24 protein-coding genes are annotated in these 25,053 nt (G+C 65.2%); 12 read left to right on the forward strand and 12 right to left on the reverse strand.

Features of this window, described 5'->3' with window-relative positions:
• From GV044_RS21180 to GV044_RS21190, 4 genes are all read right to left on the reverse strand, one after another.
• Positions 1-349 (reverse strand): TonB-dependent receptor plug domain-containing protein (locus tag GV044_RS21180; RefSeq protein WP_371741664.1); only part of this gene is annotated, 349 nt, incomplete at its 3' end.
• Between the two features lie 638 nt (positions 350-987).
• Positions 988-1,203 (reverse strand): hypothetical protein, encoded by a 216-nt coding sequence (locus GV044_RS21975; RefSeq protein ID WP_201299196.1) that lies wholly within the window; start codon positions 1,201-1,203, stop codon positions 988-990.
• Positions 1,204-1,239: 36 nt separating this feature from the next.
• Complete coding sequence (locus GV044_RS21185) at positions 1,240-2,271, reverse strand: hypothetical protein (protein WP_201299197.1); 1,032 nt, start codon at positions 2,269-2,271, stop codon at positions 1,240-1,242.
• A gap of 13 nt (positions 2,272-2,284) precedes the next feature.
• Positions 2,285-4,642, reverse strand: coding sequence for a TonB-dependent receptor (locus tag GV044_RS21190; RefSeq protein WP_159874452.1), 2,358 nt, complete (start codon positions 4,640-4,642; stop codon positions 2,285-2,287).
• A 111-nt stretch (positions 4,643-4,753) separates the two neighbouring features.
• On the opposite strand from GV044_RS21190, the gene GV044_RS21195 reads away from it, so the two are divergent.
• The 3 genes from GV044_RS21195 to GV044_RS21205 all read left to right on the forward strand — a co-directional run bounded on the left by GV044_RS21195 (position 4,754) and on the right by GV044_RS21205 (position 7,631).
• Positions 4,754-5,485 (forward strand): GntR family transcriptional regulator, encoded by a 732-nt coding sequence (locus tag GV044_RS21195; RefSeq protein ID WP_159874453.1) that lies wholly within the window; start codon positions 4,754-4,756, stop codon positions 5,483-5,485.
• Positions 5,482-6,549 carry a serine hydrolase gene (locus GV044_RS21200; protein WP_159874454.1) on the forward strand — a complete coding sequence of 356 codons (1,068 nt, stop codon included), beginning with the start codon at positions 5,482-5,484 and terminating at the stop codon, positions 6,547-6,549. The genes GV044_RS21195 and GV044_RS21200 overlap by 4 nt, the downstream gene beginning before the upstream one ends.
• A 347-nt stretch (positions 6,550-6,896) precedes the next feature.
• Complete coding sequence (locus GV044_RS21205; protein WP_159874455.1) at positions 6,897-7,631, forward strand: metallophosphoesterase; 735 nt, start codon at positions 6,897-6,899, stop codon at positions 7,629-7,631.
• A gap of 758 nt (positions 7,632-8,389) precedes the next feature.
• Here the strand turns inward: GV044_RS21205 and GV044_RS21210 are convergent.
• Complete coding sequence (locus tag GV044_RS21210; protein WP_159874456.1) at positions 8,390-8,836, reverse strand: ester cyclase; 447 nt, start codon at positions 8,834-8,836, stop codon at positions 8,390-8,392.
• 60 nt (positions 8,837-8,896) lie between these two features.
• Complete coding sequence (locus GV044_RS21215) at positions 8,897-9,649, reverse strand: SDR family NAD(P)-dependent oxidoreductase (RefSeq protein ID WP_159874457.1); 753 nt, start codon at positions 9,647-9,649, stop codon at positions 8,897-8,899.
• Positions 9,650-9,761: 112 nt separating this feature from the next.
• On the opposite strand from GV044_RS21215, the gene GV044_RS21220 reads away from it, so the two are divergent.
• Positions 9,762-10,661: a LysR substrate-binding domain-containing protein gene (locus tag GV044_RS21220; protein ID WP_159874458.1), complete on the forward strand. Its 900-nt coding sequence runs from the start codon at positions 9,762-9,764 to the stop codon at positions 10,659-10,661.
• A gap of 197 nt (positions 10,662-10,858) precedes the next feature.
• Here GV044_RS21220 and GV044_RS21225 read toward each other — a convergent pair whose 3' ends face one another.
• Entirely contained in the window at positions 10,859-13,414 is a 2,556-nt protein-coding gene (locus GV044_RS21225) for a TonB-dependent receptor (protein ID WP_159874459.1), read from the reverse strand.
• Between the two features lie 168 nt (positions 13,415-13,582).
• Between GV044_RS21225 and GV044_RS21230 the strand changes: the two genes are divergently transcribed.
• The 6 genes from GV044_RS21230 to GV044_RS21255 are packed head-to-tail and all read left to right on the forward strand — an operon-like array spanning position 13,583 to position 19,277.
• Positions 13,583-14,533 (forward strand): aldo/keto reductase, encoded by a 951-nt coding sequence (locus GV044_RS21230; protein WP_159874460.1) that lies wholly within the window; start codon positions 13,583-13,585, stop codon positions 14,531-14,533.
• Positions 14,533-15,630: an ABC transporter substrate-binding protein gene (locus tag GV044_RS21235; protein ID WP_201299198.1), complete on the forward strand. Its 1,098-nt coding sequence runs from the start codon at positions 14,533-14,535 to the stop codon at positions 15,628-15,630. The genes GV044_RS21230 and GV044_RS21235 overlap by 1 nt, the downstream gene beginning before the upstream one ends.
• Complete coding sequence (locus GV044_RS21240; protein ID WP_159874461.1) at positions 15,627-16,493, forward strand: ABC transporter permease; 867 nt, start codon at positions 15,627-15,629, stop codon at positions 16,491-16,493. Before GV044_RS21235 ends, GV044_RS21240 begins: the two co-directional genes overlap by 4 nt.
• On the forward strand, positions 16,490-17,263 hold the full coding sequence (locus GV044_RS21245) for an ABC transporter ATP-binding protein (protein ID WP_371741665.1): 774 nt from the start codon (positions 16,490-16,492) through the stop codon (positions 17,261-17,263). The genes GV044_RS21240 and GV044_RS21245 overlap by 4 nt, the downstream gene beginning before the upstream one ends.
• On the forward strand, positions 17,260-18,117 hold the full coding sequence (locus GV044_RS21250) for an NADPH-dependent oxidoreductase (RefSeq protein WP_159874462.1): 858 nt from the start codon (positions 17,260-17,262) through the stop codon (positions 18,115-18,117). The genes GV044_RS21245 and GV044_RS21250 overlap by 4 nt, the downstream gene beginning before the upstream one ends.
• 44 nt (positions 18,118-18,161) lie before the next feature.
• Positions 18,162-19,277 (forward strand): LLM class flavin-dependent oxidoreductase, encoded by a 1,116-nt coding sequence (locus GV044_RS21255; protein WP_159874463.1) that lies wholly within the window; start codon positions 18,162-18,164, stop codon positions 19,275-19,277.
• A gap of 133 nt (positions 19,278-19,410) precedes the next feature.
• Here the strand turns inward: GV044_RS21255 and GV044_RS21260 are convergent, their stop codons facing one another.
• Positions 19,411-19,623 carry a DUF2945 domain-containing protein gene (locus tag GV044_RS21260; protein WP_159874464.1) on the reverse strand — a complete coding sequence of 71 codons (213 nt, stop codon included), beginning with the start codon at positions 19,621-19,623 and terminating at the stop codon, positions 19,411-19,413.
• An 8-nt stretch (positions 19,624-19,631) separates the two neighbouring features.
• On the reverse strand, positions 19,632-19,997 hold the full coding sequence (locus GV044_RS21265; protein WP_159874465.1) for a DUF3140 domain-containing protein: 366 nt from the start codon (positions 19,995-19,997) through the stop codon (positions 19,632-19,634).
• Between the two features lie 173 nt (positions 19,998-20,170).
• Here GV044_RS21265 and GV044_RS21270 point away from each other — a divergent pair, with 173 nt between their 5' ends.
• Positions 20,171-20,557, forward strand: a complete 387-nt coding sequence (locus GV044_RS21270; protein WP_159874466.1) for a BlaI/MecI/CopY family transcriptional regulator — start codon at positions 20,171-20,173, stop codon at positions 20,555-20,557.
• Positions 20,554-22,212, forward strand: a complete 1,659-nt coding sequence (locus GV044_RS21275; protein ID WP_159874467.1) for a M56 family metallopeptidase — start codon at positions 20,554-20,556, stop codon at positions 22,210-22,212. The genes GV044_RS21270 and GV044_RS21275 overlap by 4 nt, the downstream gene beginning before the upstream one ends.
• Positions 22,213-22,224: 12 nt before the next feature.
• Here GV044_RS21275 and GV044_RS21280 read toward each other — a convergent pair whose 3' ends face one another.
• The 3 genes from GV044_RS21280 to GV044_RS21290 are packed head-to-tail and all read right to left on the reverse strand — an operon-like array spanning position 22,225 to position 24,990.
• A complete protein-coding gene (locus GV044_RS21280) occupies positions 22,225-23,373 on the reverse strand; it encodes an alpha-hydroxy acid oxidase (RefSeq protein ID WP_159874468.1) in 1,149 nt (382 codons plus the stop codon).
• A 47-nt stretch (positions 23,374-23,420) separates the two neighbouring features.
• A complete protein-coding gene (locus GV044_RS21285; RefSeq protein ID WP_236555163.1) occupies positions 23,421-24,080 on the reverse strand; it encodes a hypothetical protein in 660 nt (219 codons plus the stop codon).
• 43 nt (positions 24,081-24,123) lie between these two features.
• Positions 24,124-24,990, reverse strand: coding sequence for a neutral zinc metallopeptidase (locus GV044_RS21290; protein WP_159874469.1), 867 nt, complete (start codon positions 24,988-24,990; stop codon positions 24,124-24,126).
• Between the last annotated feature and the right edge of the window lie 63 nt (positions 24,991-25,053).

Consider the following 25,053-nt stretch of genomic DNA (forward strand, 5'->3'; position numbering starts at 1 on the left):
GCATGCCCTGCACCACCTCGTCGACGACGATGCCGACGGCCTTCTCCAGGTTGTAGTCGAAGCCCTGGGTGCCCAAGCCGCGGATGGTGAAGCCGGCGCCGAGCTGTGGATTGAACGACACGCCAGGGGCGATGTAGGGGATGTCGGTCGCCGCCTTATAGCCGGAATTGCGAATGGCGTCCCGGCTGATGGCGACGACCGATACGGGGACGTCCTGAAGCCGCGCAGCGCGCCGCGTGCCTGTCACAATGATGTCGGGCGACTGTTCCGCAGGGTTGGCATCCGGTGCAGCGGCACTGACGTCGCCGGGCTCGGCCGAGGTATCGGCATAGGCAGCCTGCGAGGACATCAGGGCGATAGCAAGAGCTGCGGAAGAAATGTGATAGCGCATTAAACCCCCATATTGCTGGTCAAGGCGCCTCGGCATGGGAGGCGCACTTGCTCGGATGATGTTGATCTCCCTGCCCTCGCTTTCACTGGAGGGTTTATTGCTCCGGCCGATTGCCTCTCGACATCAAGCCCGTCACGAGACAGACGCTAGATTGCAACAAAGGGTGTTCCAATCCGATTGGGATCTCTGTTCGCTAGGCGAGCACTGCGCGGTGCCGTGTGTTCGCAGGGTCGTCGACCTCTGCTGTAGGCATCATCACCATATGGCCGAGCTCGTGCGTAAGCTTGAAGCGTTTCGCGCTCTGCTCAGATGTTTCTCCGCGCGACGATCACGCGAGCGGCGTCGCGCGCTTGGCGCACGACGCGCGGCGCGAAGCCGTCAATGTCGTCACGGGCAATCGAGAAACCCTTGGTGCCACGACTTCCGGGCGCATGTGGGCAGGCGCTCTATGGCCGATCATCCCAACTGAACGAATGGCTGATGTTGGGGGCGCTATTGGGCCACTGAATGGCCGGAACTGGGTCTTCGCCTTGTCCGGGCGGCTACATTGAAGCCACAGCGGCATTCTGCCGAGTTTGAGCTCTACGAAACCAGGATCATCTAGTTAGGACGTGCGCCAACAAGTTTTGGAAGGCCAGAGCTGTCGCCGCGACGTTCTTTGGAGAGACGCAACGCTCGTCGTCCTGCGCGACGTGGTGGTAGCGATGGGTACCGAACACGCCCGCGACGCTCGGGTAGCCAGCGGCGATGACCTCGCTCAGCTCCCCTGCGGCCAGCTCGTCGCTGGCATAAGGCGCCTCAAGCCCGGCCAAACCGGCGAACGTCGTCCTGGCGACGTCAAGGTAGGGTCAGCTAACCGAGAGGTAACGCTGAGCGTCGACGTTGGGGAGGGGCCGGCCAGTGCCCTCGTGCCAGTCCTGTGCGGCGACATTGGCGCCCAAGTGTAACCAAAACCTGGTTGCAGCAGGCAGCGGTGCTAGCGCTTTCAGGGACTCCGCGGCCCCGAGATACTCGTATTCGTGTCCGCTGTTGCAGACGAAGGCCAGGTTGTAGTTCTTCACCTGCTCGCGGGCCCAGCGTGCCAGCCACAGCCAGACCGCAACCCCAGGTCCGCGCTCGCCCGCGCAGCCGAACCAGCCCGAACGCGGCGTCGATACGACTAGCCACTGTGGCTTGCCGCGATCGAGCCGACCGATGAAGTTGAACGCGGGACGGGTGCCGCCGCGGCCGGAGAGCACCAGCGTGGCCGGTGCCCCGGCTTGCGCGGCGTTGCGGAACGGGGCCGCATCCTCGGGCGCCAGGAGCGCAACCGGCCCCAAGAACATCGGCTTGCGCCCGTCGGCGTTGAGCGCGATGATCTTGCCGGTCGGGCCGTTGGTGATCGCGATGACAGCCTTGGCGCCGCCGGCGAAGGCGGCGTCGATCGGCAACCGTACCGGCTTGGTGATCGCGGTGGACAGGCGGCCGAACGGCAGCTCGACCAGCGCGATCGCGCCTGCCAGGCTGGCGCTCGCGTATCCCTGCGCATCAACGCGCACCATGGGCCCGATCGAGCCTTCGGGGCCGGTCGGCCGGACTATGGGCTGTGGCAGGACGGGTGCGCGCAACGCGCCACTCACCAGTTCGCTGCGCTCCGCCTCGAAGAACGGCACGGAGACGGTCTGTCGCTCCAATCGGTAACTCAGCGTATCCAGCTCTCTGGCGAGCCAGTTGCCGCACGCCGTGTCGCCAGGGCCGCCGGCCTGCTTGTTGCCAAAGCCGATGTAAGACTTGAGATCGGCGGCAACTCTGTCCTGCGCCGCAGGAGCGATCCGAGCGGCGGCCAGCAACGGCATCGCCGCGCCTGCCGCCATGAAGCTGCGCCTGTCGGTAGTGGCCATCGGCTTGCTCCTTTTACCAGCGGTAGCTGATGCTGCCGCCAAACGTGCGCGGTTTGTTGTAGCGCACCGACAGCGGATAGCCCGCCTGCTGGAACTTCAACACTTCGACTTCCTGATCGGTGAAGTTGCGCAGGAACAGGGCGAACTGGAACTGCTTGTAGTCCAACCCCGCGCGCGCGCCGAAGATGTCGAAATCGGACATCGGAATGTACGGTGTCGCGAGCGTAACGGTGTCCTGTCCGCCACCGCGCTGCCCCGACCAGTTGACGTTGACGAAGCCGGCAAGCTCGTCCGCGATCGGCTGGCGGAAGTTCACGTTGGCAGAAATCGTCCAGTCGGGCACCTGGGCGACCTTCGAACCTTGCGTCGGCAGGCCGGCGATGCCGGTCGGCACCTTGTGGAACACAGCATGCTGGTTCGAGGCGTTGACCGCAAAGGAGAGCCGGCCGGTGCCCACCTCGAAGTTGCCGTCCGCCGCCACCTCGAAGCCGCGCGCGTGGATCGTGCCACCGTTCACGTTGAATAACTGCTGGGCGGTGCCGCAGGCGTTGGTGGTCGTGCAGCCATCGTTGATGCTGGTGATCGCGTCGGTGGTGCGCGACAGGTAGGCGGACGCGCGCACGAACAAGTTGGGCAGCAGGTTCGACTTGATGCCCGCCTCGTAGCTGGTGGTGTTCTCGTTGTCGTAGGTCGAAACGAACGGATTGGGCGCGGCTGCGTTGAAGGTGCCATTGTTCACAGCACCCGCGCGATAGCCGGTGCCGACCTTGGCGTAGAGCAGCGTCTGTGTGGCGTCGGATGTCTTGTAGCTTGCGGTCACCGTCCAGGTCGGCTGATCCGCCTTGAACAAGAAGCTGGTCGGCACTCCGACAAGGCGCGTGGTGTAGAGCGAGTACACCGTCAGCGCCGATCGCTTGGTGTCGTGCGAATAACGCCCTTCGCCCGAGATCGTTACCGGCCCGGCGGTGTACTGCAGCGACGCGTAGCCGGCAAAGCTGTTGACCCGCTGGCGCGTGTTGTTGTCGGTTCCGAATGCGTTGGGGAAGGGCGTGGGGCAGGCGGGCGAGGTTGCCAGCGGCTTTATGCAGACGGGTGCGGCGGGTGTGCCGGTGCACAGGCTTGCGCCCAGCCGGAACGTGCAGGGAGAGGTGACTGCCACGCGCCGATACTTGTCGCGCTGCACCAGCGCCTCCGCACCGAGCAGCCAGGAGAGCCGGCCTTCGTCGGCGCTGCCCGCCAGGTGCAGGTCCTGGTAGAACGTGCGGTCCTTCACATCGGTGGTGGTCTGGCCATAAGGATAGATGCCCAGCTGGCCAGACTGCTGCAGCGCGATCTCCGTTGCGAGGTCGACGGCCGCGGCGAACTGCTGGCTGGAACGCCAGCGGGTCGCCATCGTCGTGGAAGTGAGCTTGGCGAAGCTCAGGTCGTAGTCGGCGAGCAGCATGACGCGCTGCTGCTTCTGTTGAAGTCCGTCCTGCCCGCTGTGGGGTATGACGAAGCGCGACTGCACGAAGCCCTTGGGCAGCTGCGGGTTCACGCCACCACCGGGCACCACCAGGCTGTTGACGAAGCTTGGCAGGTCGAGGTCCTGCGCGTCGATCAGCAGGGTCGCGTCGAGCGGGCCGGAGCGGTAGCGGATCTGCCCGCGCGCGGTCCAGCCGCTGGTCCGGTCGTAGTACTTGTCGTTGGCGGGGTCATAGTAGAAGCCCTTGGTCTGGCCGTAAGTCTCGCCGCCGATCCGCATTGCGACCGTGTCGCTGACCTTCTGATTTACTACTGCAGCCAGGCGGTTCTGGTTCTGCTCGGTCGTGAAGATGTCCCGCACATAGCCGGAGTTGCGGAACGCCGGCTTGGCCAGCACGATGTTGACGACGCCGAACTCGGAGTTGCGGCCATAGAGCCCGCCTTGTGGCCCCTGCAGCACTTCGACCCGCTCCAGGTCGAAGTAGTCCAGCGTCTTGAAATTTCGGCCGCCCAGCGTGCTGCTGCCCACGTAAGCACCATTGACGAACAGGCCAACGCCCGAGTCCGCACTGGTCGCGCGCTGAGTACCAGATCCGCGAATCGACAGTTCGGCCAGGTTCTCCGACGCAACGTCGTTGAAGCGAACGCCCGGCGTGGTGTTGAGAAGATCGGCAGTGCCCACCACAGGACCCTTGGCCTCGAGCTGCTCGGCGGTAACGGCAGCGATCGTCCCCGGCACGTCGCGAATGCTCTCCTCCCGCCGACGCGCGGTCACCAGGATCTCACCCTGGTTGGTGGCAGATCCGTCCTGCGTCTTTACCGCCGGGCCGAACGGATCCTCCTGCGCGAGAGCTGGACCGGACGTGATCAGGGCGACCACCGCCGTCGAGATCAGGAGATTGCGCATCGTTGCCCCACTAGCTCTACCATTTGAGTTGACTTCTAATCAGAGGCTGGTTGCACAATGTCAACGCGATTGTTAGACAATTTGCACGATGGTACCTGAAAGCAAAACCTCATGAGCCGATCGACCATTTCCGCGTCGCTGACCTCCGACCAAGTTGCGGACGCGCTGCGCCAACGCATCCAGACGCGCCAGATCGCACCCGGCGCATGGCTTCGCGAGGTGCGCTTGTGCGAGGAGTTCGACGTCGGTCGTTCGTTGATCCGTCGGGCACTGCGTACGCTTGCGGAGGACGGCCTGGTGCGGATCCAGGAAAACCGCGGGGCCTGCGTGTCCGAGCCAACGATCGAAGAAGTGTTCGACCTCTATGAGGTGCGCGCTGCGCTCTACGGTCTGGTTGCGCGGTTTGCCTGCATGCGCGCGCCTGATGCCGCGATGGACCACATGCTTTCACGCATCGACGACCTGCTCGACGCTGCGCGCGAAGGTGCGTCCGCCGAGACGATCATGGAGATCAGCGAAGCGCTGTTCACGGCAATGACCACGCACGCCAGTGCCGATGCGCAGCGGATGGTCGAGGCGATCCGCCGCAAGACTCGCTGGCACTTCTCGTACTCGGCGCTGGCACTCAGTGCCGACGGTGCGGGCCCCTACCGCTTCTGGCGCGAGATCCGCGCCGGCTTCGTTGCGCGTGATGCAGCGCGGGCGAGCCAGGGCGCGCGCGACCTGATCCACTTCATGCAGCAGGCAGTCTCCAGCATCCTGCTGGCCAGCGGTACGCGCTTGCGCGCGCCCGGGATCGTTTCCAGCCAGTCTGATCGCGATGCGGCGGAGATCCTGGCATGACGGGGCTCATCGAGCATGGCTTCTGGCGTAGCCTCCTGGGCGTACTTGCGGCGCTCGGCATTGCTTGCAGCTCCGCCGTATGCGCGCAGCCCCCTGCTACGGCCGGGCGACCTGCTCGGGTCGCGACGGCGATGCAGGACCTGCTGGATTATGCCCGGAGCCAGAACACGACGGGTTTCCTGATCGTCCGGCATGGCCAGACCCTTGTCGAGCGAAATTGGCCGGCCCCTGCCAACGATCGCACTTTTCTGAGCTTCGCCTATGAGCGAAATGCCGATGGCGCGCTGCTCGAGGATGTCGCTTCGCAGCAGAAGAGCTTCGTCGCAGTGCTGCTTGCAATCGCGCAGGACAAGCGGCTGATCGACGTCAGCAAGCCGGTATCGCACTATCTGGGTGCTGGCTGGTCCAAGGCCGCGCCTGCACAGGAACGCGGTATCACGGTGCTGCATGTCCTGACCATGAGCAGCGGTCTGGACGAGCGGTTCGCCTTTGCCGCACCGGCCGGCTCGACCTTTTTCTACAACACGCCGGTCTATGCCACGACCAAGCGCATCCTCACGGCGGCGGTGAAGCGGTCGCTAGACGATCTCACGCGCGACTGGCTGACGGACCCGCTCGGCATGCGCGACACCGGGTGGCGGCAGCGGCCTTCCGCTCTGGCCGATGTCGGCAACGCGACCGGGCTGGTCACCTCGCCGCGCGATATTGCCAGGTTCGGAGCGATGATCCTGCACCGAGGGCTCGGCCCCGACGGGCGGCGCATCGTGTCCGAGCAGGCCATTCGCGCCATGTTGGAACCATCGGCCACGAACCCGGCATATGGCAGACTATGGTGGCTGAACGGCAGCGCCTTTACGGCACGGGCCGGGGGCGGCCGCAAAGCCGGCCCCCTGATTGCCACGGCACCGCCGGACACGGTAGCCGCGCTCGGCGCCCTCGATCGCCGCCTCTACATCGTTCCGAGCCTCGACCTTGTCGTCGTGCGCACCGGAAGCGCAGCGCCCGACAAGGATCTGGACGACCAGCTCTGGTCTCGCTTGATAAAGTTGCCAAGCCTTCAGTGAAGCGCTGGAAGGCCGGATGAAGGCCGAGCGTGACGCCAGTCTCCGGCCCAGCATAGCCTACAACGTACACGCAACCTGGAAGTACGGACGCTTGCTGCGGTCGAGGACAGGCGATCACGCTTCTATGAAAGAGTGTCCGAAGATGGGAGCCCTCAGGCCTACTGAGTGACTACTTCTGGGTCACGGCGCAACCGAGCAGCGGAGGGTGCTTACTGGGTTGAGCCGGTGAGAGCCGTTGTGAGAGGGCGCCGAGCGTCCTGGTGACCGCTCCCGCGGGAAAGGTCGGCCGTACAGCACGAAGACGCATAGGGTTTACGAACTTGGCCCCGCGTCGCTAGGACATGGCAATGAAGATCGCGGTGATGTCCGATATCCATGGTAACGTCGCCGCCCTAAACGCGGTTCTCGCCGATGCTGCCGCCCGTCAGGTGGATCGCATCGTGAACTTGGGAGACATCTGCTCCGGGGCACTATTTCCACGCGAAACCGCCGAACGGCTGATGCCGCTCGGGTTGCCGACGATCCGGGGCAATCACGAGCGCCAGCTCGCGGACCAACCTCGCGAGCGCATGGGATTGTCCGACCGCCATGCGGCGGACACCTTGCGCCCCCATCAGCTTGCGTGGCTCGCAGCATTGCCTCCAACCCTGCGCCTGACCGATGATGTGCTGCTCGTGCATGGCACGCCGGACAGCGACCTCGCGTATTTTCTTGAAACGGTGACCAAGGTCGGGCTCCGCGAAGCTACGCGCCATGAAGCCAAACAACGGGCGGGTAGCGTTGATGCGGCCGTCATACTTTGCGGCCACACACACCTTCAGCGCATTATAAAGCTCGATGACGGACGCATGATCGTAAACCCCGGAAGCGTCGGTCTTCCGGCGTATGATGATGATCGGCCGCACCCTCATCTTGTCGAGAGCGGATCGCCCCATGCACGCTACGCTGTGGTGTCGAGCGACCGCCATGGCTGGTCCGTAGACCTAATCGCCGTGAACTATGATTGGGAGAAGGCCGCGCGCGATGCAGAGGCAAACGGACGTACTGACTGGTCTCGGGCATTGCGCACGGGCCGCGTTTAGCTGCGTCCTACCCTTCTCTGGGTCGATCGCCTAGAGAAGCCGACCTAGTTCGTGCCGCGTATAAACTGCGTTGCGCGCGCCTCGAGCCTTACTTGCGAACCGTTCTCGCTACTTCGAGCACCTTCACGTGTTTCACGGCACCCGCACAGCCATACAGTGCGGTTCTGTCAACTCGCTGCCAGCTGTAGCCGCCACGAGCGGCCGGGCTCACCGCGCCGAGCTGCGCCGCCAGTTTGCCGGCGACGCTGGCTGCCGGTTTTTTGCAACTGCGATCGGCATAGTTGAGGTTGGAAACCGGAGCGCCGCGCTCGGTGTAGCCGTCGAAATCGACATCGACTTAGTTGGCCCCCGCGAATGGGCTGACCGAGCGGGATCATCCAGCCGACCTCACCGCTCGCGGCCCAGCCGTCGCCCTTGGTTTTGCCGATCGCCTGCTGACCGTAAGCAGATCAGCGCCCGATCTTCTTGAACTTGGCGTCCCAGCCACGCGCCGGAGGCCCGGGCATAAAGGCCCATCGCCACTTCGACCGCGGCATATGCGCCGACTGTCCAGGCTCGCGCTTCGATCGGAGCTGCCGTTGCTAGCAGGCGGTCGATGTCGCGATAGCCGCCTGTCAGGCCCACGCGCGCGCTTGATCCCACAGGTAGGTCCGAGCAGCGCGCGCAGGTCGTCGAGGCGGCCGGTGCGCGATCGCGGCTAAGCCATAAGGCTGCAAACGCGAAAGGGAAGCGTCGCCCGCAGCAGCGCTCCCCCTCGCTTACTTCGTCAGCGCCGCCTCCAGATTGCTGAGCACGCCGAGCTGTTGGAGCAGCACCGACGCCGCGTTGTAGCAGTGGAAGGACGTCACCTTGCCGTCCTTCAGGTGGAACACGTCGCAGCACGGCACATCCATCCGCTTGCCGGTAGGGGCTAGAGTGCCACCGGCAAGATGCAGGTCACCCAGGTGCGTGCCCCGCAGCGCCAGCTCCACGACGACCACGTCACCCTCGGCATAGAGCTGGAACAGCTCGCGATGCATGTCGGGGAAGGCGGCGGCATAGGCGTCGACGGGCGCACCGATGTTGGCGCCAAAGTACTTCTTGCCAGCCGGGACATCGTAGAAGTAGCCGTCTTCGGCGAACAGCGACACAAACCTGCCGGTGTCCTTGGTCTCTGCTTCGGCCACCGCGTAGAGCGTGCGGATGATGTCTTCGTTGGTCGTCATGATCTTGTTCCATTGTAGGGTGAGGGTAGCTGCCAACACGTTGCAGACCGAGGTTTTGCGTCAGATCTGAGCCTGGCCGCCGTCGACGAAGAGCTCCACACCGTTGACGAAGCTCGCATCCTCAGAGGCGAGGAAGAGCACGGCCTTGGCGATCTCCTCGGGCTGGCCGATCCGTCCGGCGGGGATCAAGCCGGCGAGGTAGTCCTTGGTGCCGGTCGCAGCATCGCCGCCACCGAACAGGTGATCGAGGCCCGCAGTCTCGGTCACGCCAGGGCTGATCGCGTTGACCCGGATGCGCCGGTCCTTGAGGTCCAGGATCCAGTTACGCGCGAAGCTGCGCACCGCGGCCTTGGTCGCCGAGTAGACGCTGAACGCAGGGGTGCCCGATATGCTGGTGGTCGACGCGGTGAGGATCACAGAGCCGCCGTCCCTCAGCAGCGGCAGCGCCTTCTGGACGGTGAACAGCACGCCCTTCACGTTGGTGTCGAAGGTCTGCTGGTAATGCTCCTCGGATATGGCGCCGAGCGGGGCGAGTTCGCCGCCGCCGGCATTGGCGAACAGGACGTCGATATGGCCGTGCTGCTGCTGGACCGCGTCGTAGAGCCGGTCGATGTCGGCGAGCTTTGCCATGTCGCCGCGCACGCCCGTGACCCGGCCGTCGATGGCCTTTACCGCAGCATCTAGGGCGGCTTGCCTGCGACCGGTGACGAACACCGATGCGCCTTCGGCCGCGAATGCTTTTGCCGTCGCCAGGCCGATCCCGCTGGTGCCGCCGGTCACCACTACGACCTTATTCGTGAACCTGTCCGTCATCGTCTTTCTCCAGTCTGGCGGCAAAGCGCCGCTGCCCGGTCTAAGTGCAGCTGGAACGATCGTGCGTGTAGTCGGTAGATGTGGCACACAGCGTTCCGCAGGAGGAACGCTGATGCGATCGGATCTCAATGACCTGGCTTACTTTGCCGAGGTGGTGGCACACGGCGGCTTCGCGGCCGCGGGCCGGGCGCTGCGCGAGCCCAAGTCGAAGCTGAGCCGCAGGATCGCCGCGCTCGAGCAGCGGCTTGGCCTGCGCCTGATCGAGCGATCTAGCCGTCGCTTCCGCGTGACCGATACCGGACAGGCCTTCTACGATCGGTGCCGGGCGATGCTGCACGAGGCGGAGCAGGCCGAAGCGCTGGTCGTGCAGGCTCAGGCCGAGCCGCATGGCCGCATCCGGTTCAGCTGCCCAACAGGCATGGTCGAGCCGATCTCCAGCCTCGTGTCATCGTTCCTGACGCGATATCCGAGGGTTCAACTGCAGCTCGTCGCCACCGACCGCGCGGTCGACCTGATCGAAGAGCGGATCGATCTTGCCCTGCGCGTCCGCGCCGCGCTGACGAGCGATGCGGCGCTGACGATGCGGTCGCTCGGGTCTTCGACGCGCATCCTCGTCGCCAGCCCGATGCTCGGCAGCCAGGTGACCGCCATCGAACAACTGGGATCGCTACCGCTGCTTGCCACGAGTGACGATCGCGCGACCGTAGATTGGCACCTCGAAGGCACAGAAGAACGTGCGCACGTGCTACGCTTCGAGCCGCGGCTGGGGTGCTCCGACATGGCCGCGATCCGCCAGGCGGCAGTGGACGGCATCGGTATCGCACTGCTCCCCGATCACGTCTGCCAGGACGCGCTGACGGCCGGGCGGCTGGTCCGCGTCCTGCCCGAATGGCGCGGACAGCAGGGGATCGTGCACCTGGTCTTCACCACAAGGCGCGGCCTGCCGCCCGCCGTGCGCGCTTTGATCGATCACCTCGCTAGCGACTTCCCGCGCGGTGTCGCCTCCGCGTGAGAGACGTCAAGCCGATGGATCGAGATTGCTGCGCACCGGATTGCCAATTGCCTCGCTGCTGCCGAACGAAAACCGTTCGGTGAACGCTCAGCTAATTGAGGTATCCAGCAGGCAAGCAATCTGATCCGTCTACCGGTATGATCGCGCCCACACGAGCCGCGAGCCTGCGCGACTAGGCACGCTGACCACAAGCCGCCTCAGTACTTGGCGCGGAAGGTTACGCCATAGCGCGCGGGCTGGTTGTAGTTCACCGTGCGGCCCAAATAAGCCGTCACGCCCGCCCCCGACGGCGCAGCCAGCAACGCCTGCGACACGATGTTCCTCTCGTTCGTCGCATTGTTGGCATACAGCGAGACGTCGTACTTGCCATCGGAGAGCCGGACGCCGGCGCGCAGGTTCAGGTTCGATTGCCCCGGCACCTGGGTGTACACCGATTGGGTCACGCCCGTGCTGTAGGCGCTGGTATAGGAATACTGGGCATAGCTGTAGAAGGTCGTGTCCGGGGAAATCTCGTAGTCCCACGAGGGCGTGACCGAGAGCGACCACTTGGGGGCATAAGGCGCCCGCTCGCCCTTGGCATCGATGTTGGCGACGCCATTGTAGCTCAGTTCAGCCGGGGCCGGGAGCGACGGTGCCCGCGTGTAGATCGCATCGTTGTAGTTGCCGTCGAAGGTCAGGCGGACGCCCGATCCGAAATCTGCACCGAGGCTCCACTCGAAGCCGCGGGCGCGGATATCGCCCACGTTGGTGGCGCCACGTTGCGCGGTGCCATCGGGCAAAGTGTAGGAGATCGAAGTCTGGAAGCCGTTCAGCTTCTCCTGGTAGATCGCCAGCGCCAGGTTCAAATGCCGATCCAGCAGGGAAGCCTTGATGCCCGCCTCGTAGTTCTTCGTCTTGGTCGGAGCGACAGGTGGAGCCGCCGGGTTCAGCGAGCGATTGTTGAGGTCCAGGCCGCCGGCCTGAAATCCGGTGGCGTAGGTTACATAGGCGGTGATGTCGGGCGTGATCTTGTAAGACAGGCTGGCAGTGCCCGAGAGGTTGTCGTTCGAAGTCTTGATGTCGAGCGGATAGCCCGTCGCCGCTATGCTCGTCGGATAACCCGGGACCGTATAGGCCACGCCCGGGTTGCGCTGCACGGCGTCGATTGCGTTGTAGAAGGCATTCAACTGCGCGTTGGTGACGCCGGCGGGCAACGAAGTGGGCAACTGGCTGGTATCGACCGGACTGCTGCCGTTCTTGCGATCGTAGGTGTAGCGAACGCCGCCCGTCAGATCGAGCGCGTCGGTGATGTGCCACGTCGCCTGACCATAGGCGGCAGCGTTCCTGTTCTCGACCCGCGTGTCTTCGATGATCTGCGCGCCGGTCAACTGCGATCGGAAGGAGAGGGGGATGGGCGTAAAGGCAACGCCGGCAGCCGTGTTATAGGCATTGTACCAAGGGATCACGTCAGCACCGAATTGGTGGACGATGTAGTGATCCTTGAGCTTGGAATAGTACAGGAATGCGCCGACCTGCCACTCTATGGGACCCTTGCCGTCCGAGGCGAGCCGAAACTCCTGGCTGAACTGGTTGCTCCGGCTGATCGCGGTGTTCTGGTAGATGTCGATCGGGGTCAGGTCGCTGTCCTGCGGCGGATCGAAGGTCCACAGCCGCCAGGCACTGATCGAGGTCAGGGTAACACCGCCGAAATCGTAATCCGCCGTGAGTGAAACACCGGCGTTCTTCGTTTTCATATGGTTGTAGTTGTTGGTGATGCTGGCCCGCGGATCGACGGTGGGAACCCAGTTCTGCACTCCGCCGAAGTTCTCCAGCCCGGCCAGTGCGGTACGTGCGGCGGTGACACGGGCCTGCTGGGCGGCCGTGGTGTTGATACCCCAGTTCCCTGGTCCGAATAGCTCTGTGATGCCCCCGCCCGAGCTGTAGCCTGCGGAACTGTCGCTCTCCACATTGAGGTCTCCCGACAGGTTCAGGCGCAGGTCGCCCGCATCAAGCAGGAACTGCTGGCGCACGCCCCAGCGGAAGGTTCCGGCCGTCTTGTCATTGTCAGTCGCAGTCGGCGCATAGATGCCCTTTGCCTCTGCCGCCTGCTTGAAGCCAGGACGCAAGGGAGTGTCGAGCCAGGCATCGGAACTGGTGATGTAGGCCACCGTGCGATAAGCGATGTGCTCGCTGAGCGGGCCCGTCAAGATCGCCTTGCCCTGCGCGAAATTGTACCTGCCGTATGATGCCTCGAACGTCTGGCTGGGTGTGAAGCTGGGCTTGTTGAAAGTGATATTGAGCGCGCCGGCCGCAGCGTTGCGACCAAACAGGGTCCCTTGGGGCCCGCGCAGAACCTCGAAGCTCTGCACGTCCACCAGGTCCTGTAGAACCTGGCCGGGCCGTGCCTGGTAGACACCGTCGAAGTAGACGCCGATCGCATTGTCGAGGCCGTCCGCGGCGGTCGGCGCATAGCCGATACCGCGGATCGTTACGGAGAAGTTGCGCGGATTGCCGCCCGTGGCGTTCAAGCCCGGTGCCTGGTCGACCAGGCTTTGCAGATCGATCGTGCCTTTGGTCTCCAGTGTCTCCCCACTGATGGCCTGCACCGAGATCGGAACATCCTTGATGTTCTCCGTACGCCGGCGTGCGGTGACGACCACTTCGTCGCGCGCGGCGGCATCCGCATCGAGCCCCTCGCTCGCCCAGGCATGGGATGGCGCGACCAGGGTGGACGCACTCGCCAGAAGTGCTCCCGCGAAAACCGCACGCTTCATCCGATAATCCCTCATAGCTGCTTCATCAAACCATACCGAGTCGGTAGGCTAACTAACGAGAGATTGTCTACTAGGGAGCTAGAGAATCTAACTGGCGGGAAAGTTTTTCTGTATCGCGGTCAAGCGCAGCTCGTACCAAACTCAAGCGGAGCAGTAGAAAGGAAGAGCGTGGCCACCATCGGTTCTCTGGAAGTGAGTGCACAAGGCTTCGGCGCGATGGGCCTGTCTCACGTTTACGGGCAAGCAGACGAGGCGGAGTCGATCCGGACGCTTCACCGTGCGATCGACCTTGGGGTGACGTTCTTCGACACCGCTACCGGCTATGGCAGCGGCCACAACGAGGAACTGCTGGGACGAGCGATCGCCGGCAGGCGCGATAGCGTCGTGATCGCCAGCAAGTTCACCCACGGGCAGGGAGGTGAGGGTCGCAAGGTCTCGGCACGTGAAGCGGTCGAAGCCAGCCTGCGCCGCCTGAATGTCGAGCAGATCGACTTGTACTACTTGCACCGTGTCGACCCGCAGATCCCGATCGAGGAGTCGGTCGGCCAGCTAGGAGAGCTGCGCAGCGAAGGAAAGATCGCCGCGGTCGGGGTCTCGGAAGCGAGCGCTGCGCAACTTCGCGTCGCCCATGCCGAGACGCCCGTGGACGCCTTGCAAAGCGAGTACTCGCTGTGGACCCGCGATGTCGAAGCCGAGATCCTGCCGCTCACGCGTGAACTCGGCATCGGCTTCGTCGCCTACAGCCCGCTGGGTCGCGGCTTCCTGGCAGGCGCGGGGCCGATCGAGGACGGTGATCGCCGCCGCATCCATCCGCGCTTCCAGGCCGAAGCCGTCGCGGCGAATACCCGCCGGCGCGCGACGATTGAAAGCGTGGCCGAGCGACTGGGTGTCACGCCCGCGCAAGTGAGCCTGGCCTGGGTGCTGTCCAAAGGCGTGGTGCCGATCCCCGGCACGCGGCACATCCGGCACCTGGAAGACAACTGGGCCGCCGGCGATATCCGTCTCGATGACGCGACGCTGGCCGAGCTCGAAGGAGCCTTCCCGCGCGGCGCGACTGTGGGTGACCGTTATCCGGCCGAGCAGATGGCCTCGGTTCCGCCCGAGCCCGCGCTGAGCTGATGCCGACCGCGGCCGCCCGCTGGCCGAAGGGATCGGCAGCGCTTGCAACCTTCGTGGTCGTGTCTGTCGCGGCGCTGTTCGCGATGGCACCGGCGCGTCAGGCAAAGGGCGCGAAGGCGGGGCTGGCGCTCACCGCGCCCTTGCCCGATCGAGTGCCGCCTGGCGTGGTGCTGCGCGTTGGCGATCCCGTCTCTCGGTGGGTGTTCCATCACAATGGCTGGGACGAGAAGCTGCCGTTCCGGATCGAGTGGGCGGAGATCACCGGCGGCCCGGACGTGACCGAGGCGTTCCATGCCGGTGCGCTCGATGTCGGGTTCGGTGCCAGCGTCCCGCCGATCCATGCGGTGTGGATGGGCATACCGGTACGCATCGTCGGCTATCGCGAATATGCCGATCGCGGGAACCGACAGGCTTACGTCTTCGGCATCGCGCCCAAGGCCAAGATCCGCACGCTCGCCGACCTGCGTGGCAAGCGCATCGCCTTCAGTCCCAGCCAGGTCCAGGCGCAGATCGTCATTCAGACGCTAAAGGCAGAAGGCATCGCGCGCAAGGACGTGACACTCGTCGAGCTGCCGTCGAGCATCGGCGGCGACGTTTACTCCAACGCGCTCGCCGCCGGAGTCGTCGATGCCGCGCCGATCCGTGCGGATCTGGTCGCGCGGCGATACGTCGGCAAGTTCGGCTCGGAAGGCGCGACGCTGCTGAAGCACCCGCCGTTTCGGGACGATGGTGGCGGCATCTACGTGCCGGAGGCGGTGCTGAACGACCCGGGCAAGGCGGCGGCCTTGTGCGTGTTCGTCCATTACTGGGGCCTCTCTCAAGCGTGGATCAGCACCCACAAGGCCGAACTCGCCAGCGGCTATTACGCCAAGGACCAGGGCCTCTCGCCAGAGGATGCGCGGGTGATGGCGGAGTATGCCAGCAACATCGCGGTGCCCCGCAGCTGGGGCGGCGCGATCGCATACGAGCAGGCAGCGGTGGATACGCTCGCTCCGGAGACGAAGCATCCGCGGTTCGATGCTGCCACTCTGTTCGACCCGCGCTTCCAGACCATTGCCGGCGACGCCGCAGCGACAGCGCAAGGACAACAGCCATGAACGCGCATTCCTATGACTTGCGGGTACCGGAGGAGGCGACGGCGATCGCGGCCCCCGCACCGTTGACCACCAACAGCGGCCCGTTGCGACAGCGGCTCAGCCCAGGAACGCCGGCGCGCTACGGCATCCTGCTCGGGCCGGCGCTGCTCCTGCTATACTGGTCGGTGCTGTCGGTCACCGGCTTCCTCGACCCGCGTATCCTGCCCGCGCCATGGACGGCGGTGGAGACATCGATCGAGCTGATCCGCGAGGGCCGGCTGCAAGCCAATCTCGCGATCTCGACCTGGCGCGCGATGAGTGGGCTGGCCTTTGGCGTGGCGGTCGGCGCCATCCTGGCGCTGGTGTCCGGGCTGTCCCTGCTGGGCGGCTACATCGTTGACGGGCTGGTGCAGATCAAGCGCGGCATCCCGATACTCGCGCTGATCCCCTTCATGATCCTGTGGCTGGGCATCGGCGAGGCCATGAAGATCACGCTGATCGCTACCGCGGTGTTCTTCCCCGTCTACATCAACACTCATAACGCCTTGCGCGCCATCGACATCCGCCATGTCGAACTGGCCGAGACGCTGGGCCTCAGCCGCTGGCAGTTCCTGCGCCGCGTGGTGGTGCCGGGTTCGCTGCCCGGCTTCCTCACCGGCCTGCGCTTCGGCGTCACCGCCTCCTGGCTGGCGCTGGTGGTGGTGGAGCAGCTGAACGCCACCAGCGGCATCGGCTACATGGTCACACTGGCCCGCAACTATGCGCAGACGGACATCATGTTGGTCGGGCTGGTCTTATATGCGCTGCTTGGCTTCGGGTCGGACGCGCTCGTCAAGCAGCTGGAGCGTCACGCGCTGCGCTGGCGCAGGACGTTGGGCAAGTGAGCGCGCCCTTCATCCCGCCGGCCGTACAGGTCCGCGAACTCGTCCGCACTTTCACCTTGAAGGGCGTACTGAACGGCATCGATCTCGACATCGCCCCGGGCGAGTTCGTGGCGCTGCTGGGGCGCAGCGGGTCGGGCAAGAGCACTTTGCTGCGCGCGCTCGCCGGCATCGACCACGAGGCAAACGGATCCGGCAGCATCTCCCTGCCGGAGCGTTCGTCGGTGATCTTCCAGGATGCCAGGCTGCTGCCGTGGATGCGTGCGCTCGACAACGTCGTGCTGGGGCTGGGCGCCCCCGACGCCCGGGATCGAGGGCGAACCGCGCTGGCGGAAGTCGGGCTCGCCGGACGCGAGAAGGCCTGGCCGGACGAGCTCTCGGGCGGCGAGCAACAGCGCGTGGCGCTCGCCCGTGCCCTGGTGCGCGAACCCAAGCTGTTGCTGGCCGACGAGCCATTCGGCGCGCTCGACGCGCTCACGCGCACGCAGATGCATGCGCTGCTGCGCCGCTTGTCGGACTTGCACGATCCGGCAGTGCTGCTGGTGACGCACGACATAGACGAGGCCATCGTCCTTGCCGACCGCATCGTCATCCTCGACCAGGGTCGCCTCGTCACCGATCTGCAGGTTGGCCTGCCGAAAGGCGGGACGGCCCGCCAGGACCGTATCGTCGACTTGCGCGCACAGCTCCATCGCCTGCTCGGCGTACAGGAAGTGGCGCTGGATCATCAAGGCGACGTCGAGACCGTCACCGATCTTGCGAGCACATCATGACCCTTGAAACCACGCTTGCTCCCGTGCGCGATACCTCCCACGCCTTGCGCGAGACACGCCTGTACGACCGATATCGCGACGCCCTCGAGGTGCCGATCGCATGGAACGAGACGCTCGACACGATCGTCTCGCACCGATCCGTCCGCGCCTATCTGCCTGACGCCGTGCCCGATGGTACCGTCGAGTTGCTGGTGGCCGCGGCGCAGTCTGCGGCGAGTTCCTCGAACCTCCAGCCATGGAGCGTCATTGCGGTCGAGGATCCCGCACGCAAGGCACGCCTCGCTGCACTGGCGGGCAATCAGAAGCAGATCCTGCAGGCTCCGCTGTTCCTGCTGTGGATCGTGGATCACGAGCGGCTGCATGAAGTCGGCGACAGGGTCGGCACTCCGGCCCGAGCGCTGCATTTTCTTGAAAGCTTCCTGCTGGGCGCCGTGGACACCTCGCTGGCGGCGCAGAACGCCGTGGTGGCGCTGGAAGCGATCGGCCTGGGCAGCTGCTACATCGGCGGCATCCGCAACAAGCCTGCGGAAGTGGCCGCCGAGCTCGGCCTGCCGCCTCATGCTTTTGCGCTGTTCGGTCTGACCGTCGGCCATCCCGATCCCGTGGCGCCTGCCTCCGTTAAGCCGCGTCTGCCGCAAGAGGCCGTGCTGTTCCGCGAGCGATATGGCGCGCAGCGCAGCGCCGAGCCGATCGCTGCCTACGATGTGCGACTGCGTAGCTTCCAACGCGAGCAAGGCATGATCGAACGCGACTGGTCCGAACAGGCCAGCCAGCGCGTGCGCGGCGCGGACTCGCTCGCGGGCCGAGACGTGCTGCGCCAGGTCCTGAACGGCCTTGGGTTCCGGCTCGATTGACGCCGCCTCTCCACCCGACATTCATGTAATTTCTGGAGTTTACCATGCCTTCATCGTCCGAATTCCTCTGGTACATCCCCAACCAGGTAGAGGGTGGTCATCGCGGCGACGTCAGCGACGGCAATCCGTCGAGCCTCGAGACGCTGACCGAGCACGCCGAGGCGCTGGAGCGGCACGGCTGGCGGGGCGCGCTGATCGGGACGGGGTGGGGCCGGCCGGACACCTTCACTGTCGCCGCAGCACTTGCCGCCCGAACCAAGACGTTCGAGCCCCTGATCGCCATTCGTCCGGGCTATTGGCGACCGGCGAACTTCGCTTCTGCCGCGGCGACTCTCGACGAGCTCACCGGCGGCCGCGTGCGCATCAACATCGTCTCCGGGCAGGACAACCTGGCCGCGTATGGCGACAGCGAGGGCGATCAGGCCCACCGCTATGGCCGGACCAAGGACTTCATGCGCCTGATACGCAGGCTCTGGACCGAGACCGACGTCACGTTCGAAAGCGAGCACTTCCGCGTTGCCGGCTCGACAGTCACGCCGCGGATCACGCCACGGGGAGAGCGTCTGCACCCCAGACTGTACTTCGGCGGCGCATCGGAAGCTGCCGAACGCGTAGCGGCGACCGAGGCGGACGTGCAGCTGTTCTGGGGTGAGCCGCTGGACGGCGTGGCCGACCGGATCGCGCGCCTCAAGCGCCTCAGCCGCGACCTGGATCGTGACCTGCCGCCGCTCGAGTTCGGCCTGCGCATCACCACACTGGTTCGCGATACGACCGAGCAGGCCTGGACCGACGCCGAGGCGAAAGTGGACGAGATGGCAGCGCGGCAGAGCGGGACGGATCAGCATCGCACGACCGCGGCGGTCGGCCAGCAACGCCTGCTCGACCTGCAAGCGCGCGGCGACGTTCTCGACGACAACCTCTACACCGCGCCCGGTCGCTATGGTGGCGGCGGCGCCGGGACGACGTGGCTCGTCGGATCAGCCGCGGACGTCGCGAACTCGCTGCGCAAGTATCGGGATCTCGGCGTCACGCATTTCGTACTGTCGGACACGCCGTATCTATCGGAGATTGCGCGGCAGGGTGATCAATTGCTGCCGCTCTTGCGCGACGAGCCTGCTTCGGCTGCGGAACCGGTCTCGCAGTCACATGTGGCCGCGTGATAGCGAACGCTTGTCGAACGGAACCGCCCTCAGGGATTTTCGGAGGCCCGGGATCCATCTCCTGACGTAGCGTAACAGGAACCACCTGGAGATGGATTCCCGCTTTCGCTGGGATGACAAAGGTGGGCCGCGCTTAAGACTTCTTGCGCAGCTCGTCAGGCTTGTGCGCCGCTTCCTTGCCGGACTTGGCACTCTTCACTAGGTATTCCGGGTTGTCCTTAGATGCCGCGACCTTGTGCTTCTTGATGTAGGTTTCGCTGGTCAGTTTCTTCTCCACGGTGCCGTGGGTCTTACCTTGGCTCGTGTCCCACTCGACCTTGTCGCCCTTCTTCAGTGTCTTCGTCATGTTACGCCTCACTTCTTGAGGGGATCGTGTCCCCAGTTCATCAGGGAATAGCGCCAGCGCGAGTGCTCGATGTCGTCAGCCGGGCCGCCTTGCGCCAAGTGGCGATGCACATAGCCGACGACCTTGCGCATGTGCTCCAGGTCGGCAGTCGACAGTTCCGCCTTCTTCTTGTGCTTGATCGCAACGATCTTCCGGCCCGAGTCATGGCCGACCGACTCCTTGCCGCCTCCAGGCGTGAAGCCGACAGCCTTGCTATCTTCCGACTTCAGCCAGCTCTCGAGCTCCGAAGGCGTCATGTTGACCGCGTCTGCGAAGTCCTTGGCGATAGCGTCGCGGTCCAGTTCCGCTGTGGCGTCATGCTTGGCGTTGCTCATGCTGGACCTCTCATGTTTCAAGGGATGAACAGAGCTCACGGCGTGCAAGTTCCGGTGCTGCCCCAAGGGTCACGCTGTCGTCCAGATCGGTCCCGCCCCAACCGCAGCCGTTCATTCAGCGTTAATGTTTACAAGCGTAGTCGATTACATGTGTAAACGAGCGAGGCTATAGCGTGGCGGACGTATCCGAGCAGCCCGATCGCATCTCCGACGCCGAGCATGCGGTCATGGAAGCACTGTGGCAGCGCGCACCTTTGACTGCATCTGAAGTGTGCGACAAGGTCTGCGATCATCGCGGCTGGAGCCTCGCCACCGTCAAGACGCTACTGTCGCGGCTGGTGACCAAGCAAGCGGTGAGCGCTGAGCCTGACGGCAAGCGCTTTCTCTATTCGCCCCGCATCGCGCGTGAATCCTACGTTGGAACCGAAAGCCGGCGCCTCGTCGATCGCCTGTTCGGCGGGCGCGCCGCTCCCTTGTTCGCGCATCTCGCCGATGCGGACGCACTTACTCAAGCCGATATCGCCGAGATCGAGGCCCTCTTGCAGGAGCTCAAGTCATGATCGCATGGTTGACCGACACTCTTGTGATGACCGGTGCCCTGATGGCGCTGATCCTTCTGGTGCGACGTCCGGTAGGGCGTTGGTTCGGCCCCGGCGCGGCCTACGCGCTGTGGGCTTTGCCGATGATCCGCATGCTGTTGCCGCCGCTGGTCCTGCCGCAGAGCCTGGCCGTGGCGCGCGTGACGCAAACTTGGGCGCCGCCGGTAGAGACCGGCGTGGGTGTCGCGCCTGCTGCTTACGTCTACGCTCCCACAGGCGCGACACCCATTGAGAGCGTGGGACTCATGGACTTGCCTTGGGCGACGATCCTGGTCTCGGTTTGGCTCGCTGGAGCCGTCGTGTTCCTGATCCACCGCTTTGCGTCCTACCACGCGATGCGCCGTGAGCTGCTGCGCGATGCCCGGGTCATCGGACACTCGGACGCCGTGCGCATCGTCGAGAGCTCGGCAGTGACTGCACCCGTGGCGTTCGGAGTGTTCGACCGGGTTGTGGCGCTGCCGCGCGGGTTCCTGGCCGACGCGGACTCCGACGCTTCCGATTTCGCGATCACGCATGAGCTGGAGCATCACGCTGGCAACGACCTCATCGCGAACATCGCCGTGCAGCCGCTGTTCGCGCTCCACTGGTTCAACCCTCTGGCATGGGCGGCCTGGCGGGCCTTGCGCAGCGACCAGGAGGCTGCCTGCGATGCGCGGGTCATGGCCGGCCGCACCCGGCGCGAGCGTGAGCGCTATGGGCGGCTGATCGCCTCGTTCGCCGCGAACTCGCGCTTCGCACTGGCTGCGCCGATGGCGGGGCCGCTCACGGGCGACAAGCCGATCATCCATCGGCTCAAGGCTCTGGTGCGCAACGATGTGCCGGAACGCCACCGCTTGCTCGGGCGCAGCCTGTTCGCAGTCTCGATCGTCGCCGTGCCTTTGACCGCCTCGGTGACCTATGCAGCGCAGGAGGCGGAAGACTCCGTGCTGGAGCCGGCTGTTCCCGCCTCGGCGGTGGACCCTCAGGCGTTCGTCGCGCCGGTGACGCCACAAGCCGGAGTGACCGAACGTACCGCCTCTACCCAGGGCGACGAGGGTCGGCACCGCTGGGTGCAGCAAGAGGCCGTCACCCGGGACGGCACGACCGTTCACGTCACGTCGCATCGCCCGCTCTCCGAGCAGGAGCTGGAGCGCACCATCGAGAACTCTCGCCGCGTCGAAGCCGACGCCGCAAGGGTCGAGCGCGAGGCAGAGCGGTTCAGCCGGCAAGCCGAACGTGATGCCGCCCGCGCGGAACGCGATGCTGAGAGGCAAACTCGCGTGGCGCTGGCACAGGCTCCCAAGGTCATGCAGTCGGTGTCGGCGGACGGCAAAGTGCAAACGCTGCGGATCGTCACGCCGGCGCGTCCTGGCCGGCCGCAGTTCACGCGCACCATGGTGATCGATGGCAACTGCCCGGCTGGCCAACAACGCTACGCACGCGCCGAGGCCGATGGCGCCGTCGCAGAGTCGCACGTGTGCACCGGGGCGCCCGATACCTCACGCCATGTCGCGATCGCCCTGCGCCAGGCTCGCGCCTCCGTGGCAGCGAACCCGCACATCTCGGCGGAGGTCCGCAGCGAAATCCTCAGAGACATGGACGAGGAGATCGCCGGAGCCATGCACGAGCACGACTAGGCGCCTCGATCGCTAGCGCCAGCGGAGCCGGTCTTCGGTGAGCTGATTGACGCTGGTGACGCCCATCAGCCGCATCCCGCGCTCGATCTCGTCCTTGAGCAGGGCAATGGCGCGTTCGACGCCTTCCTGGCCGGCCGCTGCCAGCGCATAGAGGTAAAGCCGCCCGCCCGAGGCGCAATCCGCGCCGGCACACAGCGCCTTGAGCACGTGGGTGCCGCGGCGAATTCCACCGTCGCAGATGATCTCTATCTCACCGCCGACCGCATCGACGATCTCGCGCACTTGATCGAAGGGCGATCGGCTGCCGTCCAGCTGCCGGCCGCCGTGGTTGGAGATCATGATGGCATCGGCGCCGATCTCCACGGCGCGGCGCGCGTCGGCCGCGCTCATCACGCCCTTCAGGCAGAAGGTGCCGCCCCACTCGTTGCGGATCTGCTCGGCGGTCTGCCAGGTCATGGAGCTGTCGAGCATGGTGTTGAAGTAGCCTGCGATCGAGACCGCTTCGCCGCTGCCGGTGCTGACGTGGGTGTCGAGATTGGGCAGGGCGAACTTCTCCCGCAGTAGGTAGTCCAGCGCCCAGCGCGGCTTGGCCGCGTAGGACAGTGCCGAGGAGGGCGTGAAGCGTGGCGGCGAGGTGAAGCCGCTGCGCGCGCACCGCTCGCGCTTGCCTGAGACGATGGTGTCGACCGTCAGGGCGATCGCGTCGAACTTGGCCGCCTGGCAGCGCTGGATCATCGAGGCGTTCAGCCCCTTGTCTTTGTGAACGTAGAGCTGGAACATCTTGGGGGTGGAGACCAGCGCGCCGATCTCTTCGATGGAGACGGTCGCCAGGCTGGAAATGCCGAACCACAGCCCGAACTTCTCCGCCGCCTTGGCGACCGCGCGCTCGCCTTGCCAGTGGAAGACGCGCTGCAAAGCCGTGGGAGACAGGATCAGGGGCAGGGCGCTGCGGCGACCCATGATGGTGACGGAGGTATCGATCTCCGCCACGCCGGCGAGCACGTCTGGCACAAGGTCGGCATCGTCGAAGGCGGCGGTGTTGCGCAGCTTGGTGATTTCATCGTCCGCAGCCCCGTCGATATAGTCGAACACCGGCCAGGGCAGGCGCTGCTGGGCAAGCTTACGGAAGTCGGCGATGTTGTGACAATCGGTCAGGCGCATGGCGCGGGTCTAAACTGCTGTGAGCGCCTGGCGCAATCGTGTCGGCTCTACTTAGTCGGCTGCACGACCGGGTTCGATGTGAACACCGGAGCCGCCTTGCTCTGCGGGGCCGGTGGATCGTTCGTCACAGCCGGGTCGGGCGTAATGCGCGCATCCTGCCCGCCACCTTCACTCGCGCGCTTCTCCTGCTCGATATGCTGCGCGACGATCGTCTCGGTCGCGGGCGAGGCGGGGTAGGGGCAATTGCGGGCGGCGCCCACACCCTTGAGGAAGCCGCGCCGGGCAAGCCCAGCCTGGATTGCGCCGCGAATGGCGCGCTCCTGCCGGTTGGCACCGGACACCTCCCGGATCAGCGAGCGGAACGGGATGAAAGTGCCGACAGCCCATTGCGCGATGCGGCCCTTGCTCAGCCGCGCCCGCTCGGCTTGCGGCAAGTCGAGGTCGGGACCCAGGATCGCATCGAGCTCACTGACGGCCGCGCTCAGCTGCTTGCAGGTATCGAGGTTCTGCAGCGCATAGGGGCGCACCTCGGCCTCGGCGAGCAGCGCGGGAATCTCTGTACGGCTGAGATTGAGGTCGGTCATCGGCGTCTTGGCGACGTCCACCGCGTCGGGTTCGCGATCGGTGATCGGCCTGGGTTCGTCGCGCGCGAGCGCCGGCGAGGCGATCAGCACCGGCACTACCATCGAGATCCACCTAGTCCGCATTACACTCCCTGGCCGTCGCATGTCCTTCAGGTGCAAGCGGCTATCAGCTCTTCAGATCGGCGAAGGTGTCGCAAGACTCGTCATTGCCGGTTTCAAGCCCTCGCTTCAGCCACTGCATACGCTGTGCGCTTGAACCGTGGGTGAAGCTTTCGGGCGAGACCTGCTGGCCGGCATTGCGCTGAAGGGTATCGTCGCCGATCGCGCTGGCAGCGTTCAGGCCTTCCTCCATGTCGCCTGCCTCGATCAAGTCGCGGTGCTGGCCGGCCCAGACGCCGGCATAGCAATCGGCCTGCAGCTCCATCCGCACCTGCAGCGCATTGGCCTGGCTGCCGCCTGCCTGCTGCTGCGCGCTGTGGACCTGGTCGGCGATGCCGGTGAGCTTCTGGACATGGTGCCCATACTCATGCGCGATCACATAGTAGCGGGCAAAATCGCCGCCGGCGCCCAGCTGCTTGTCGAGCTGGTCGTAGAAGCTGGTGTCGATGTAGATGCCCTGGTCAGCCGGGCAGTAGAACGGACCCATCGCGCTTTGTGCAGCGCCGCAGCCCGATCGGGTGCCGCCTTGGTAGAAGTGCAGGATCGGCTGCTCGAAGGTGAGGTTCGCCTTCTGGAACAACGGCGCCCAGGTGCGATTGAGCGAATCCAGCGCATTGCACGCCTCCGTGGCGTACGCGTTGCGGCTGCAGATGGTGCTCGCGTCGGTACTGGTCGGCTCGCTCTGCGAAGGCCCGACTTGCTGTGAGCCCTCGATCGCGCCGATCATCTGGCCGGGATCGATCCCGAAGACGACCGCGCCGATGAGCGCGATGACGAGTGTACCGCAGCCGAGCTTGCCTCCCCCGCCACCCGGAAAGCCCGAGCCACCTTCGGTCACGCGGATGTTGCTTGGATCGAAGGGATTGAGTCTCACGCTGGTACTGCCTCTCGGTTGCTCGTTGCGTGCGGCGCGCGTCGGTCAAAGCTCCACCGGCTC

The organism is Novosphingobium sp. 9U, from assembly GCF_902506425.1.
Lineage (GTDB): Bacteria > Pseudomonadota > Alphaproteobacteria > Sphingomonadales > Sphingomonadaceae > Novosphingobium.